Origin of the sequence: Nioella aestuarii (genome assembly GCF_050896395.1) — a bacterium.
Classification (GTDB): domain Bacteria; phylum Pseudomonadota; class Alphaproteobacteria; order Rhodobacterales; family Rhodobacteraceae; genus Nioella; species Nioella aestuarii.
This window is the reverse complement of the sequence record NZ_JBPBBA010000003.1, coordinates 76,391-90,637: the sequence shown is the minus strand read 5'-3', so window position 1 is coordinate 90,637 and position 14,247 is coordinate 76,391. Positions and strand designations below refer to the sequence as shown.

Below are 14,247 nucleotides of genomic sequence, written 5' to 3'. Positions count from 1 at the left end.
GACCGATATGCCCCTGATCTGGATCATCCTGGCCGTGCTCGCCCTTGGTTCCGTCGGCTACGTTCTTGGCCGCTGGCGTGCGGTCAGCAGTGCGGGGGGCGATATTCGCGTCCTGCATTCGCTGCCGAATTATTACGGCATGAATGTCTTTCTGACCTCCGTCGTTCCTGCCTTGCTGGTCATGGTGGTCTGGCTACTTGTCCAGCCTGCGATCATTCAACGGCAGGTTACACAGCTAATCCCCTCTGATGCAGCGCAAAGCGCGGGCGAGCTTAGTCTGATCATGACCGATGTGCGCCGTGTGGCGGACGGCCTGGATCTGGCCGTGGAGCAAGGGGGCATGACTGGCGACGAAGCGCGGGATCTGCAGGCCGACACGGCTGATGTCCGGGAATTGCTTGGAGAGATCGGCGTAGCGCTAGGCAATGATGTCAGCGCAGATGTGCTGGCCGCCGCGCAAAGCTACCGAACGCTTCAGAATACCGGCATCGCCTTGATGGCGGCAGCGGTCCTAATCCTTGCTGCGCTTGGTCTGGGTTACGCTTACAGCCGTACCCACAAGGATTTCCGCGCCCGCAACACGGTGGAACGCGCGGTTTTGTCGATCCTGATCCTGGCCTCGACCATCGCCATCCTGACCACCGTCGGCATTGTGCTGTCGATGGTGCTGGAGACGCGAGACTTCTTTCATCTCTATCCCGCGCGTGAGTTCTTTTTCGGGACCGAGTGGATCCCGTCATTCGAAGGTGGCTCTCACCTCGGGCTGTTGCCGCTTCTCTGGGGGACGCTCTATATCACCTTTATCGCGCTTTTGGTCGCGGTTCCGGTGGGTCTGTTTTCCGCGATCTATCTGGCGGAATATGCCGGTCGCCGCTTGCGCGGATTTGCCAAGCCGATGATCGAGGTTCTGGCTGGTATTCCGACCATCGTCTACGGTCTTTTCGCCCTGATTACCGTCGGTCCGATGCTGCGAGACTACTTTGCGCAACCCCTTGGGCTCGGAACCTCGTCTTCTTCTGTCATGACCGCGGGTATCGTCATGGGGATCATGTTGATCCCGTTCGTATCGTCGCTGTCTGACGACATCATCAACTCGGTTCCGCAATCCTTGCGCGATGGCAGCTACGGGCTTGGCGCGACGCAATCGGAAACGGTCAAGCAGGTGATCCTGCCTGCGGCATTGCCCGGCATCATGGGGGCTGTCCTTCTGGCCGCCAGCCGCGCCATTGGCGAAACCATGATCGTGGTCATGGGGGCAGGCGCCGCGGCGACGCTCAGCCTCAACCCGTTCGAGGCAATGACCACTGTCACGGTTAAGATCGTAGGTCAGCTGACCGGCGATACCGACTTTTCCAGCCCCGAGGCGCTTGTGGCCTTTGCGCTCGGCCTGACGCTCTTCGCCATCACGCTCGGGCTTAATATCCTCGCCCTCTATATCGTGCGCAAATACCGGGAAGAATACGAATGACCGATGCGTCCATACCCGTGCCGCCAAAAAGCTCGCTTTATGCAACTTCAGACCGCGTGAAGCGGCGCAACCGTAGTGAAGCCCGGTTTCGCGCCTATGGGTTCGCCGCGATCTCGGTCGGTGTTCTGGCCCTGATCCTGCTGGTGATCTCGATCGTCAGCAACGGCGCAAGTGCCTTCCGGCAGACCTATATCACCATCCCGGTGGAACTGGCCGAAGCGCGGCTCGACCCCGCCGGCAACCGCGACCCGGCTGAAATGGCGCGTGTCACGACCTTTGGCTATGCCCCTTTGCTGGCGCAGGCGCTGCAACAGCATCTGCAAGGGCAGGGGATCTCGATGGAGGGCGTAACCCCCCGCGACCTGATGGCCATGATCAGCCAGGAAGCCCCTGCGCAGCTGCGCGCCCTGGTTCTGGCGAACCCGGAGATGGTCGGTGAAACCGTTACGCTCGAGATGCTGGCCGGTGGCAGGATCGACGGCTACTTCAAGGGTCGCGTGACGCTTGAAAGCGCAGAGCGCGACAGCAATGTCAGCCCCGCGCAACTTCTGCTGGCCGACCGTATGGCAGAAGCCGGGATGATCGAGACCCGGTTCAACTGGGCCTTCATCACCGGGCCGGATGCGTCGGATCAACGGCCAGAAGCAGCCGGTCTTGGCATCGCCATTCTGGGCTCTTTCTACATGATGATCGTTGTGCTGGTGCTGGCTCTGCCGATTGGCGTTGCTGCCTCGATCTACCTTGAGGAATTCGCGCCCCAGAACCGCTTCACCGATGCGATCGAAGTGAATATCTCGAACCTCGCCGCGGTTCCGTCCATCGTCTTCGGTATTCTGGGCCTTGCGATCTTCATCAACTTTGCTGGCCTGCCGCAATCGGCCCCAATTGTGGGTGGTCTTGTGCTGACGCTGATGACCCTGCCGACGATCATCATCGCGACCCGCGCGTCCCTGCGCGCCGTGCCGCCCTCGATCCGGGATGCGGCCCTTGGCCTTGGGGCCTCGAAGATGCAGTCGGTGTTTCATCACGTGCTGCCCCTGGCTGCCCCCGGCATTCTGACCGGCACCATTATCGGGCTGGCGCAAGCGCTTGGCGAAACCGCGCCCCTGCTGCTCATTGGCATGGTCGCGTTCGTCCGGGAGTTCCCGGGTGCGCCGCCAGAAGGATTTTTCGACCCGACATCGGCCCTGCCGGTGCAGGTCTATAACTGGACACAGCGCTCGGACCCGGCTTTTGTAGAACGTGCCTCGGGGGCAACAATCGTGCTGCTTGTGTTCTTGATATTCATGAACGCGATGGCCGTGATCCTGCGCCGCCGCTTTGAACGCCGCTGGTAAGCCCGGGGATGGAAGACATGAACGATATGCGAATGGTGGAGCGCGCCGTGGACGACAAAGACCTGAAAATCGCAGCCAATGGGGTGGACGTGTTCTATGGTGACACCCACGCCATCAAGGGCGTGGATGTTAGCATCCAGGACAAGACCGTCACTGCCTTCATCGGCCCCTCGGGCTGCGGGAAATCGACCTTTCTGCGCTGCCTAAACCGGATGAACGACACAATTGATATTTGTCGGGTGACAGGGGATATCCTGCTGGATGGCGAAGATATCTATGATGCCAAGGTTGATCCTGTGCAGTTGCGTGCCAAGGTCGGAATGGTTTTCCAGAAACCGAACCCATTTCCCAAGTCGATCTATGACAATGTTGCCTATGGCCCCCGTATTCACGGGCTTGCGAGGAACAAAGCGGAACTGGATGAAATCGTTGAGAAATCCCTTCGCCGCGCTGCGTTGTGGGGGGAAGTCAAGGATCGTCTGACCGCGCCGGGAACCGGTCTGTCCGGGGGGCAGCAGCAGCGCCTATGCATTGCGCGGGCTGTGGCAACCAGCCCGGAAGTGCTGCTGATGGATGAGCCATGTTCAGCGCTCGACCCGATTGCGACCGCGCAGGTCGAGGAACTGATCGACGAATTGCGCGCGCGCTTCTCGGTTGTGATCGTGACCCACTCGATGCAGCAGGCGGCCCGTGTCAGCCAGAAAACCGCGTTCTTCCACTTGGGAGAGTTGGTTGAATTTGGCGATACCAGCCAGATCTTCACCAACCCCAAAGACTCGCGCACGGAATCCTACATCACCGGCCGTATCGGTTGAGGAAAGAGCTGTAACCCATGGAAAACAAATCACATATCGTTGCATCCTTCGACCGGGACCTAGAGGCGATCCAAGCCCTGATCATGAAAATGGGCGGGTTGGTCGAAGAAGCGATTGTTGACGCCACCACGGCGCTTGAAACGCGCGATGAGGAACTGGCGAAGAAAGTCCGCAAAGCTGACAAGGTCATTGACGAGCTGGAAGAGCGCCTGAACGAGGAAGCCGCGCTGATCATCGCCCTTCGTCAGCCAACCGCAGGCGATCTGCGGACCGTTCTGACAGTCTTCCGTCTGGCCGCCAGCCTGGAACGGATCGGTGACTATGCAAAGAACATGGCCAAGCGGGCAGGGGTCATCATGCAGATGCAGCAGATCAACGGATCTGGTGCCGGGCTGCGCCGCATGGCCCGTCAGGTGGAGCTGATGTTGAAAGACGCGCTGGACGCCTATATCCAGCGCGATGCCGACCTGGCCGCCGATGTGCGCGAACGGGACGTGGAAGTTGACCAGATGTATTCCGCGCTGTTCCGCGAATACCTGACCTTCATGATGGAAGATCCACGCAACATCACCACCTGCATGCATCTTCACTTCATGGCCAAGAACATCGAGCGGATGGGCGATCATGTCACCAATATCGCCGAACAGGTGATCTACCTGACAACAGGTGAATACCCTGATGATGAACGAGAAAAGGGTGATCAGTCTTCCCATGATTTGGGTGCCGGGGAGGAATGAGCCATGGCTGGTGAGCCTCTTGTCCTGATTGTCGAGGACGAACCCGCGCAACGCGAGGTGCTGGCCTACAATATCCGCGCCGAAGGCTACGCGGTCATTTCTGCGGGGGCAGGGGACGAGGCACTTGTCATGGCCCGCGAAACCCCGCCGGACGTGATTGTTCTGGACTGGATGCTGCCCAATGTTTCGGGCATCGAGGTGTGCCGGCAGCTCAAGGCTGCGGATGAAACACGCAAAATCCCGGTGATCATGCTTTCTGCGCGCTCGGAGGAGGTGGACCGGGTGCGTGGCCTGGAGACCGGGGCAGATGACTACGTGGTAAAACCGTATTCCGTGGCCGAGCTTTTGGCCCGACTGCGCACCCAGCTGCGTCGCACGCGGCCAGCAGCTGTGGGCGAACATCTGACTTTCGAAGACATCTTGCTGGATATGGAAGAACACCGTGTCTATCGCAACGGGCAGCAAGTGTCGCTCGGACCAACAGAATTCCGCTTGCTGACGGCTTTCATGGAACGACCGGGCCGGGTTTGGTCTCGTGAACAGCTTTTGGACCGCGTGTGGGGCCGGGATATCTATGTTGATAGCCGTACTGTTGACGTGCACGTGGGACGATTGAGAAAAGCCTTAAAAACGGCATCCAGCGATACGGATCCGATCCGAACTGTCCGTGGGGCAGGCTACGCATTGGGTTAAGATCTGGATGCGGGTCTTGGAACACGTTCGCTGCGCAGATCAATTGCGCCTGTAATCATGATTATGTTAAATATGGTGTTAAGCCGTGGCTGACCTGCACGGTCGGCCTTTGCCAATAAAACTTGTAAAAACAGACCCCTCCGCAGACTACTTAATGCACGCGCCTTACATTTCCCCTTCCAACGATCGCGCAAAGAACCGCCGATCTTGAGCGGCATCTGGATCTCGCATTCCACAACACTCTGATTTCATGTGAAATTGCGCTCGACAGCTTGAAAGTTAGCAGACTATTCTAGTGTCTGATTTTGGGGAATATCATGATACGCGACTTTTTGAGCTGCCTGATACAGGGCAAGCCCCGTTCTGTCTGTACGCGCTTTCGTGAAAACGAACGCGGAGCTGCTCTATGAAATCGTTAATGCCCTATCTCAAGGCTCGGACAGTTGAGGAGCTTTGGGAATATCACACCAAACTGATGCAGAGCTACGGTTTTGACCGTCTGATCTATGCCTATACGTGTTTTCAATCGGCACAGTCGCTGACCAATCCCGAGGACGCGCTGATCCTCACAAACTACCCGTCAGAGTATATCGAGGCCTATATCGGTCATGGTCTGTTTCGGGATGCGCCGATGATGAAATGGGCGTCGCGCAATGTCGGTGCGATCAGCTGGCGGTACATGTGGGATGACCCGGATAACACGCCCCTCGGTGCAACTCGAAGAGAGCTGATGGCGCTGAACAAGCGGTTCGGGATCACCTGCGGGTACACGATTTCCTTTCCGATGGCGATCAAACGTTCGGCCGCCGGGATCGGGCTCGTCGCGCGCGCTGGCATGACCCAGAATGACGTGGATGCGCTGTGGGAAGACAAAGGAGAAGAGCTGGAGATCATTAACCAGGTGGCCCATCTGGCAATCACTCAGCTTCCCGCGACCGGTCAAAGCCGGATACTGACGCCTCGGCAGTCTGAGGTATTGGAGCTTGTGGCCGACGGTAAATCGGTGCGCGACATCGCCTTGCTGCTTGGTCGAAAGGTCGCCACGGTGGACAAGCATTTGCGCGGCGCGCGGGAATCTCTCGGGGTGGAAACGACGGCCCAGGCTGTGCGCAAAGCCTCGGTTCTAAACCAGATTTTCATCGTCGATCCGGGGACTCAGCTCTCTTAACGGGAATATTCAGCCGATAAGGTAAAGGATTCCTTACTTTCCCACGGGATGACTTTGCGTCACTTTACTCAAGTTCCGTGAGTGATGGCTGAGATTTCTTCGGTCAGGAGCATCGGACCGTCAGGAACATTTCCGGCCTGGCGGTCCAGTTCGTCAGGGTGCTGAGATCAAAAACTCTAGATCCCTGATCCCGCGCCTGCCCATCCCCAATCAGGTTTGCGCGGCAACGAAAGAAAAAGCGGTGCTGCAACTTTGTCCCTCGCAGCACCGCTTTTTTTAGTTCAGGTGACAGGGGCGCCTCCCAACACCCCTGCCCCTCTTCCATGGGCCTTAGCCCTGGGCAGCCTTCGCAACCTCAGCTGCGAAGTCTTCTTCTTTCTTCTCGATGCCTTCGCCCACTTCGATGCGAACGAAACCAGTCACGGTTGCGCCGGCCTCGGACGCAGCGGCACCGACGGTCAGATCGGGGTTGATCACGAACGCCTGGTTCAGAAGAGTCGACTCGGCCACAAATTTCTTCATGCGGCCTTCAATCATCTTCTCGATCACGGCTTCCGGCTTGCCGGATTCACGGGCGATGTCGATCTGGATCTGACGTTCCTTTTCGACCACGGCCGGGTCCATGTCACCTTCGTCAAGGGCGGCGGGGTTAACAGCGGCGATGTGCATCGCGATCTGCTTGCCAAGCGCCTCATCACCGCCGGTCAGCGCGACCAGAACGCCGATTTTACCCATGTCGGTGGCAGCGGCGTTGTGGACATAGGTCACAACAGTGTCGCCTTCGATGCGGGCCATGCGGCGCAGGGTCATGTTCTCGCCGATGGTGGCGATCTTGTCGGTCAGCGTGTCAGCGACGGTCTTGCCACCGAGATCGGCTGCGGCCAGCGCCTCGACATCTGCCACGCCGGTTGCGGCGCCCGCGATTGCGCCAACCATCTTCTGGAATTCGGCGTTCTTGGCAACGAAGTCGGTTTCCGAGTTCACCTCGACAGCGACGCCAACGCCGCCCTCGACAGCGACGGCCACCAGGCCCTCGGCGGCAACACGGCCGGATTTCTTGGCGGCTTTCGCCAGACCCTTGGTGCGAAGCCAGTCAACTGCGGCGTCGAAATCGCCATTGGTTTCAACCAGGGCCTTCTTGGCGTCCATCATGCCTGCGGCGGTGGCTTCGCGCAGCTCTTTGACCATTGCAGCGGTAATTGCCATCGGTCTGCTCCTTTATTCGGGATATGGATAGGACCGGCCATTAGCCGGTCCATGTGTCAGATGCGTGAAGGCAGATCAGCCTTCTGCGGCTTCCTCGGCGGGGGCTTCTGCCTCTGCTTGGGTTTCGCCGGTCAGGGCTTCTTCAACGCTGCCTTCTTCCAGAGCGCCCAGGTCAACGCCTGCGCCTTCCATCTGGGCGGTCATGCCGTCCAGCGCCGCGCGGGAAACCAGATCGCAGTAGAGCGAGATCGCACGTGCCGCGTCGTCGTTGCCGGGGATGATGTAGTCTACGCCATCGGGCGAACAGTTGGTGTCGACCACGGCCACAACCGGGATGCCCAATTTCTTGGCTTCGAGGATCGCCAGATCCTCTTTCTTGACGTCGATGACGAAGATCAGGTCGGGCAGGCCGCCCATTTCGCGGATGCCGCCAAGCGAGGCCTGAAGCTTCGCCTGGTCACGTTCCATGCCAAGACGCTCTTTCTTGGTCAGACCTTCCAGCCCGTTTTCCATGGCTTCGTCGATCTGCTTCAGGCGAGAGATCGAGTTGGACACGGTTTTCCAGTTGGTCAGCGTGCCGCCAAGCCAGCGGTGGTTCATGTAGTACTGCGCGCAACGCTCAGCCGCTTCGGCGACGGGCTTTTGTGCCTGACGCTTGGTGCCGACGAACAGGATGCTGCCGCCCTTGGCGACGGTTTCGCGCACGACCTGCAAGGCCTGGTCCAGCATCGGAACGGTCTGCGTCAGGTCGAGAATGTGGATGCCATTGCGCTCGCCATAGATGAACTCGCCCATACGGGGGTTCCAGCGTTGCGTCTGGTGGCCGAAGTGAACGCCAGCTTCAAGCAGCTGACGCATGGTGAAATCAGGAAGCGCCATGTCCTAGTATCCTTTTCCGGTTTGCGCCTTGGCAGAGGTTTAGGGACTGAACCCAACCGGTGGACCTTTCAGGGATGTCTCCCCCGAGGGCCCGCCTCTGCCTGTGAAGTAAGCGCGCCATTAAGGCAGTGGCGGGGGGAATGCAACCCCCCTGCCCCGACAGATCGGCAAAACCCGGAAATGTTGGTGAGTTAGGCGTCTTCGGTGCGCCGGTCGGGCGTGGTTTGCGCCTCGGTCGGTTGCGTCAGCAGGCTGGCTGCCGTGCCCTCCACCTCGACCACTTCCGCCTCATCTGGGATTCGGTCGCCATCCTTGTCGCCGGTGCTTGGGTAGACAAGCCCCGCCGAGATCACCAGCTTCGCCGCATCCTCGACCGACATCTTCAGGATCTGCACATCTTCCTTCGGCAGGAACAGCAGGAAGCCCGAGGTCGGGTTTGGCGTGGTTGGGAGGAAGACAGAAATCATGTGTTTGTCATGACTGTCGGCAATCTCACCCTTCGCATCGGTCGAAATGAAGGCAATCGCCCAAATGCCTTTTCGCGGATACTCCACCAGACAGGCCTTGTCGAAAGACCCCTTTGACTGCGCCAGAACGGTTTCGGTGATCTGCTTCAGACCGGAATAGAGCGAGCGCACACCAGGGATCGACAAAACAATGGTTTCAGATGTGCGGATCAGCGACCGCCCGATCAGCCCCTTGGCAATCCAGCCAACGATGATCGTGAACAGCAGGAACATACCCACGCCAATGCCGCGGATATCGACATCGATATTGAAGTAGTTCCGGATCAGCAGCGCCGGGTTATAGGCGTCGGGCAAAAACGGCAGAACCCATGAATCGATCCAGCCTATGATGGACCAGATCAACCAGGCGGTCAGGCCAATGGGCGCAATCACCACAAGACCGGTCAGGAAACTGGCCTGTAGTGAAGATATCCAGCCGCGCCGGGGCGGCGGTGGTGGTTCGGGCAATTCCATTCTTGCCGGTCGTCCCTGAAGAAACTGTCTTACCTGTTACTAAGGGTGCGTTTCGCGCCAAACAAGAGAGTGTGTTCAATCCTTTGCGACCATGGCGTGGGCAATTGCCGCAGCCAGACGCGCATTGTTCAGAACCAAGGCGATATTGGCCTCGAGTGACCTTCCGTTGGTCAGTTCGAAAATGCGTTGCAGCAGGAAGGGTGTTACTGCCTTGCCCGCAAACCCTTGTGCATTGGCTTCGGATTGCGCCTGAGCGATGATCGGCGCAAGTGTCTGGGCCGCGATTTCATCCGCTTCGGGAATCGGGTTGGCCACCAGTTGGCCACCGGGCAGGCCAAGGCGCGCGCGCATCAGGGCACTGGCTGCAATGGCGCTTGCGTCATCCAGGCGCAAAGGCGATTTCAAGCCCGAACTGCGCGACCAGAAGGCCGGAAACTCATCCTGTCCAAAGGTGATGACCGGTACACCCTGGGTTTCCAAGACCTCCAGTGTTTTCGGTATGTCCAGAATGGCCTTGGCTCCGGCTGCGACAACGGTCACAGGGGTCTGCGCCAGTTCCATGAGGTCGGCAGAAATGTCAAAGCTGTCTTCCGCGCCAATGTGAACGCCGCCTATTCCGCCTGTTGCGAAAACGCCAATCCCTGCCAGCTTCGCCGCGATCATCGTGGCGGCGACAGTCGTCGCCCCCGTCTGGCCCGTGGCCATGGCAACGGCCAGATCGGCCCGGCTGAGCTTCATAACATCCTCGGCCTGCGCGAGCTCCTCCAGTTCCTGTGCGGTAAGGCCGACATGCAAACGACCTGACAGGATCGCGATGGTCGCCGGAACCGCACCCGCAGCGCGCAGCTCGTCCTCCACCCGGCGGGCGGTTTCGAGGTTCTGAGGGTATGGCATCCCATGGGTGATGATGGTGCTTTCCAGCGCCACAACCGGGGCATTTAGTGCCAGTGCCTTGGCCACTTCGGGTGACATGGTCAGAAGATCAGGGGTCATTGAACTATCCCGCAACATAGGTGGCGGCGGTCGACAGAGCATGGGCCAAGGCGGCCTCTGGTGTATCGCCACGGATTTCGGCGGCAATATGAGCCGCCATGAATGTGTCCCCTGCCCCGGTGATCCGGCGTGGAGTGATTTTGGGCGGGGAAAGCGACAACGTCCGTTCTGGTGTCGCATCAACGGCCAGCCTTCCGCCATCTGTAACCAGCACCCGACGTGCACCCGCCTTTAGCAGCGCCTCGGCTCCGGTTTCAGCGCAATGGGTCGCGGCACCCGAGATCAGACCGGCCTCCTCGGCATTCACATAGATCGTGGCGCCATGATGGGACAGGAAGGGCCTCAGTCGTTCGGCTTTGCCAGGCGAGGCCGGGGCGAGACGCAGGTCCGCATGGGCAAAAAGAGGGCTGGCCGCAATCTCGGTCAGCAGATCGAGTGTCAGGTTCCCGTCAATTGCCATTGGACCCATCCATGGCGCATCGACATTAGCTAGGCCACCGTTTTCCAGCGGTGCCAGAATGCGCGCGCCCGCGGTTTCCAGCGACTGCGCATCCGCGAGCGCCGCCAGCAGGTTTCCCTGCGCCTCGATGGCCATGTATTGATCGGTCGGCAAATCGTGATCGACCAGAACGTGATCCACCTCGATCCCCATCCGCGCGCATTCGACCAGCAGCGCGGTGCCCGCCGCATCGTCTCCTACGACGCTCAACAGCGAAGGCCGCAGCCCCTGCCCCACTAATGTCATGGCGATATTCAGCGCCACCCCGCCGGGCAAACGGGTGATGCGGCCGGGCTTGTCGTTGCCGGCACTCATGGGCAGATCGGTGCGTCCGATAATGTCCCAAAGGACAGATCCGATGCACAGGATATCAGGGCGGTCTCTCATGAACGCTCCTTAGGCAAGCCAGCCGTCGCCGTCCATGCCCTTCTTCTGGACTGAAATACTCCGAAGGAGCCCTCAGGCCAGGGGCAGAGCCCCAGACGCGCGACCCATATGATCGCGCGCCGGACGACGCGGGCCAAAGCCGCGGCGAAACCCATTATTCCTCTTCGTACCACCAGACATCGGGCTGGAATCCCAACCAGTCGCCATAGATCGGCAGCATCTCGGGGTAGTGCAGTTCACGCACATGCGCGATGCGGCTGACAGGAGAATACCAGATCGGAATGACATAGCGGCCAGAGGTCAGCACCCGGTCCAGTACGTGGACCGCCGCGCGATAATCATCCTGGCTCTCCGCTGTGAGCATCTCGCCCACCATGGCCTCAATCGCCGGGTTGCAGACCCCCATCAGATTGCGGCTGCCTTCCACATCGACCATGTCGCAGCCCCAATAGAGATACTGTTCATTGCCAGGGCTCAGCGACACGCCTCGCGCGAACCAGGTCATGTCAAAATCATAGGCATCAGTGCGTTCACGATATTGAGCACTGTCGATCGTCGTCACGGTTGGCGTGATTCCGAGCCGTGACAGCGATTCGACATAGATGTTGATGATCGCCTGGTTCTCGGATGACCCCTGGCTCAGCACGATTTCAAACGTGAAGGGCTGCCCGTCGGAGCCCGTCATCACACCGTCCTGAACCGAATAGCCCGCCTCTTCCATCAATCCCATGGCTGCACGGATACCAGCCCGGTTAGCCTCACGCCCGTCAGAGACGGGAAATTCATATCCCTCCAAAGCGCCGGGCAGCAGGTCATCTGCGAATGGTTCCAGCAGTTCCAGAACGCGGCCCGTTGCAGGCCCCGGTTCCATGCCGAGAATCGAGTTGGAGAAGTAAGAGGTGATGCGCGGTGCCAGCCCGCCATTCTGAGTCTGGTTGATGAATTCATAGTTGAAGGCCTGGATCATCGCCTCGCGAACCCGCCAATCCTCGAACTGGGGAGACCGGGTGTTCATCACGAAGCCCCACATGCCTGTGGGCCGTTCATGAGGCACCTCTGACAGAACCACGTCACCCGACTGTACGCGCGGGAAGTCATAGTTGGTTTCCCAATCGGCAGCATTGGTTTCACGGATCGTGGTGATCTCGCCAGCGACGAAGGCCTCCCACATGGCGGTGCCATCGCCGAAGAACTCCAGCCGGATCTCATCAATCACATTGGTGCCCCGGCGGAATGGCAGATCGGCCCCCCAATAATCAGGGTTCCGGCGTAGCGACACGAACCGCCCGGCTTCGAAATCGTCGATCACGTAAGGCGCCGATGAAATCGGAATCTGGTCAAGCCCGCTTTCGGTAAAGTCACGCCCCTCCCATTGTGCGGCCTGCAAAATGGGCCGCATCCCCATGATCAGAGCCAACTCGCGGTCGGGTTCGCTGAAACTTATGCGCACGCCGCGTTCTCCAACGGCCTCGATGGAAGACACGCGGTTCCAGGCGTTCAGATAACGCGGGTGGCCTTCGGTCCCAAGCGTCTCATAGGACCAGATAACATCGGCCACGGTGACAGGGCTTCCATCAGAGAATCGGGCCTCGGGCCGAAGCTGAAATTCCACCCAGGCTCCGCCATCGCCCACCTCAACCGATTCGGCCAACAGACCATAAAGCGTGAAGGGTTCGTCCCAGCTCCGACCCATCAGGCTTTCATATGCAAGAAAGCGGAGCTGCCACGGGGTCGATCCTGCGCGGATATGCGGATTGAGGCTGTCAAAGCTGCCGACCTCGCCCGTCACGATCCGCCCGCCGGTTGGCGCGTCAGGGTTGGCATAGGGCAGATGCGCAAAATCTGGGGGCAAAGCAGGGTCGCCATACATAGCGATGCCATAAGAAGGCTCTGCCGCAGCGCCGCCTGAAAGAATCGCCATGACGCCAAAAACGCCCGCAATCTGCCTGAAACAATTCCTGCCCATCTGTGAACAATCCCCTTGATGCCTTGTTTGCTTAACCAAGACGCTACCCTTACCCGGTTTTGGTTTCAAACTTTTCGGTTGGACTCTGAGCAAGTCATTGCTTATAAAGGTGGCACTGCTCGATAGGTTTCTTGCCTGTATGAAACCTGCCTCAATAACTTAACGCCGGCTTCGTGCCGGCGTTTTTTTTGGCCCGACTGCGCGGCTTTTACCCCTGTCCATACTGCACATGCAGCATTACGGTGCTGGCAAATTCGCAAAGGACAGGAGCCCCCGATGGCCATCACAACATCGCTTGCCGGAAAAACCGCCGTGATCACCGGGTCCAATTCGGGAATCGGCCTGGGAATCGCCCGTGAACTGGCCCGCGCAGGGGCCGACATCGTGCTGAACTCTTTCACGGATCGGGATGAGGATCACGCCCTGGCCGCCGGTATCGCAACTGAACACGGCGTGACGGCACGCTACATAAAAGCCGATATGTCCAAGGGGGATGAATGCCGCGCCCTGGTCGAACAGGCAGGGGCCTGCGATATCCTGATCAACAATGCGGGCATTCAGCATGTTGAGGCAATCGACAAGTTCCCGGTCGAGAAATGGGATGCGATCATTGCAATCAATCTCAGCTCCGCCTTTCACACGACCGCCGCCGCCCTGCCAATGATGCGCAAAGCCGGGTGGGGCCGGGTGATCAACATTGCCTCGGCCCATGGCCTGACGGCGAGCCCGTACAAATCCGCCTATATCGCCGCCAAGCATGGCGTTGTCGGCCTGACTAAGACAACGGCGCTGGAAACGGCGGAAGAGCCAATAACGGCAAACGCAATCTGCCCCGGCTATGTGCTGACCCCATTGGTGGAGGCGCAGATCCCCGACCAGATGAAGGCCCATAACATGGACCGCGATACAGTCGTTCGAGAGGTCATGCTGCTGCGCCAGCCCTCGCGCGAATTCGCCACTGTCGAACAGATGGGCGGCACTGCGGTGTTCCTCTGCTCAGACGCCGCGGCCCAGATCACCGGTACAACAATCAGCGTCGATGGCGGCTGGACGGCCCTCTAACCCCTGCCTGTTAGCCCAATATTAAGGTTAACGCCGCGCCCTGCCTTTCTACTTGGT

General features: G+C 59.3%; 13 protein-coding genes. 7 read left to right on the top strand and 6 right to left on the bottom strand.

Going from position 1 to position 14,247, the window contains the following annotated elements; all coding sequences use genetic code 11:
- The first annotated feature begins 7 nt into the window (after positions 1–7).
- The 6 genes from pstC (at position 8) to ACROHD_RS03255 (ending at position 6,218) form a co-directional block, all read left to right on the top strand.
- Positions 8–1,468 carry a phosphate ABC transporter permease subunit PstC gene (gene pstC / locus ACROHD_RS03280; protein ID WP_432675903.1) on the top strand — a complete coding sequence of 487 codons (1,461 nt, stop codon included), beginning with the start codon at positions 8–10 and terminating at the stop codon, positions 1,466–1,468.
- Positions 1,465–2,805, top strand: a complete 1,341-nt coding sequence (gene pstA / locus ACROHD_RS03275; protein ID WP_432675902.1) for a phosphate ABC transporter permease PstA — start codon at positions 1,465–1,467, stop codon at positions 2,803–2,805. The genes pstC and pstA overlap by 4 nt, the downstream gene beginning before the upstream one ends.
- 17 nt (positions 2,806–2,822) lie before the next feature.
- A complete protein-coding gene (pstB, locus tag ACROHD_RS03270; RefSeq protein WP_432675901.1) occupies positions 2,823–3,620 on the top strand; it encodes a phosphate ABC transporter ATP-binding protein PstB in 798 nt (265 codons plus the stop codon).
- 17 nt (positions 3,621–3,637) lie between these two features.
- Positions 3,638–4,357 (top strand): phosphate signaling complex protein PhoU, encoded by a 720-nt coding sequence (phoU, locus tag ACROHD_RS03265; protein WP_432675899.1) that lies wholly within the window; start codon positions 3,638–3,640, stop codon positions 4,355–4,357.
- Positions 4,358–4,360: 3 nt separating this feature from the next.
- Positions 4,361–5,050, top strand: a complete 690-nt coding sequence (gene phoB, locus ACROHD_RS03260; protein ID WP_432675898.1) for a phosphate regulon transcriptional regulator PhoB — start codon at positions 4,361–4,363, stop codon at positions 5,048–5,050.
- A gap of 406 nt (positions 5,051–5,456) precedes the next feature.
- Positions 5,457–6,218 (top strand): helix-turn-helix transcriptional regulator, encoded by a 762-nt coding sequence (locus ACROHD_RS03255; protein ID WP_432675897.1) that lies wholly within the window; start codon positions 5,457–5,459, stop codon positions 6,216–6,218.
- A gap of 330 nt (positions 6,219–6,548) precedes the next feature.
- Here the strand turns inward: ACROHD_RS03255 and tsf are convergent, their stop codons facing one another.
- The 6 genes from tsf to ACROHD_RS03225 all read right to left on the bottom strand — a co-directional run bounded on the left by tsf (position 6,549) and on the right by ACROHD_RS03225 (position 13,083).
- Positions 6,549–7,424: a translation elongation factor Ts gene (tsf, locus tag ACROHD_RS03250; protein WP_432675896.1), complete on the bottom strand. Its 876-nt coding sequence runs from the start codon at positions 7,422–7,424 to the stop codon at positions 6,549–6,551.
- 75 nt (positions 7,425–7,499) lie between these two features.
- Positions 7,500–8,303, bottom strand: a complete 804-nt coding sequence (gene rpsB, locus ACROHD_RS03245; RefSeq protein ID WP_432675895.1) for a 30S ribosomal protein S2 — start codon at positions 8,301–8,303, stop codon at positions 7,500–7,502.
- A gap of 191 nt (positions 8,304–8,494) precedes the next feature.
- Positions 8,495–9,283: a DUF502 domain-containing protein gene (locus ACROHD_RS03240; protein WP_432675894.1), complete on the bottom strand. Its 789-nt coding sequence runs from the start codon at positions 9,281–9,283 to the stop codon at positions 8,495–8,497.
- Between the two features lie 75 nt (positions 9,284–9,358).
- Positions 9,359–10,276, bottom strand: a complete 918-nt coding sequence (locus ACROHD_RS03235) for a pseudouridine-5'-phosphate glycosidase (protein ID WP_432675893.1) — start codon at positions 10,274–10,276, stop codon at positions 9,359–9,361.
- Positions 10,277–10,280: 4 nt separating this feature from the next.
- Positions 10,281–11,162, bottom strand: coding sequence for a PfkB family carbohydrate kinase (locus tag ACROHD_RS03230; protein ID WP_432675891.1), 882 nt, complete (start codon positions 11,160–11,162; stop codon positions 10,281–10,283).
- A gap of 154 nt (positions 11,163–11,316) precedes the next feature.
- A complete protein-coding gene (locus tag ACROHD_RS03225) occupies positions 11,317–13,083 on the bottom strand; it encodes an extracellular solute-binding protein (protein WP_432675890.1) in 1,767 nt (588 codons plus the stop codon).
- Between the two features lie 321 nt (positions 13,084–13,404).
- Here ACROHD_RS03225 and ACROHD_RS03220 point away from each other — a divergent pair, with 321 nt between their 5' ends.
- Entirely contained in the window at positions 13,405–14,190 is a 786-nt protein-coding gene (locus ACROHD_RS03220) for a 3-hydroxybutyrate dehydrogenase (protein ID WP_432675889.1), read from the top strand.
- The last annotated feature ends 57 nt before the right edge of the window (positions 14,191–14,247 follow it).

What these genes read in the sequence shown, in the direction of transcription:
- pstC (WP_432675903.1), top strand. Translation starts at nt 8, where the DNA reads ATGCCCCTGATCTGGATCATCCTGGCCGTGCTCGCCCTTGGTTCCGTC.
- pstA (WP_432675902.1), top strand. Translation starts at nt 1,465, where the DNA reads ATGACCGATGCGTCCATACCCGTGCCGCCAAAAAGCTCGCTTTATGCA.
- pstB (WP_432675901.1), top strand. Translation starts at nt 2,823, where the DNA reads ATGAACGATATGCGAATGGTGGAGCGCGCCGTGGACGACAAAGACCTG.
- phoU (WP_432675899.1), top strand. Translation starts at nt 3,638, where the DNA reads ATGGAAAACAAATCACATATCGTTGCATCCTTCGACCGGGACCTAGAG.
- phoB (WP_432675898.1), top strand. Translation starts at nt 4,361, where the DNA reads ATGGCTGGTGAGCCTCTTGTCCTGATTGTCGAGGACGAACCCGCGCAA.
- ACROHD_RS03255 (WP_432675897.1), top strand. Translation starts at nt 5,457, where the DNA reads ATGAAATCGTTAATGCCCTATCTCAAGGCTCGGACAGTTGAGGAGCTT.
- tsf (WP_432675896.1), bottom strand. Translation starts at nt 7,424, where the DNA reads ATGGCAATTACCGCTGCAATGGTCAAAGAGCTGCGCGAAGCCACCGCC.
- rpsB (WP_432675895.1), bottom strand. Translation starts at nt 8,303, where the DNA reads ATGGCGCTTCCTGATTTCACCATGCGTCAGCTGCTTGAAGCTGGCGTT.
- ACROHD_RS03240 (WP_432675894.1), bottom strand. Translation starts at nt 9,283, where the DNA reads ATGGAATTGCCCGAACCACCACCGCCGCCCCGGCGCGGCTGGATATCT.
- ACROHD_RS03235 (WP_432675893.1), bottom strand. Translation starts at nt 10,276, where the DNA reads ATGACCCCTGATCTTCTGACCATGTCACCCGAAGTGGCCAAGGCACTG.
- ACROHD_RS03230 (WP_432675891.1), bottom strand. Translation starts at nt 11,162, where the DNA reads ATGAGAGACCGCCCTGATATCCTGTGCATCGGATCTGTCCTTTGGGAC.
- ACROHD_RS03225 (WP_432675890.1), bottom strand. Translation starts at nt 13,083, where the DNA reads ATGGCGATTCTTTCAGGCGGCGCTGCGGCAGAGCCTTCTTATGGCATC.
- ACROHD_RS03220 (WP_432675889.1), top strand. Translation starts at nt 13,405, where the DNA reads ATGGCCATCACAACATCGCTTGCCGGAAAAACCGCCGTGATCACCGGG.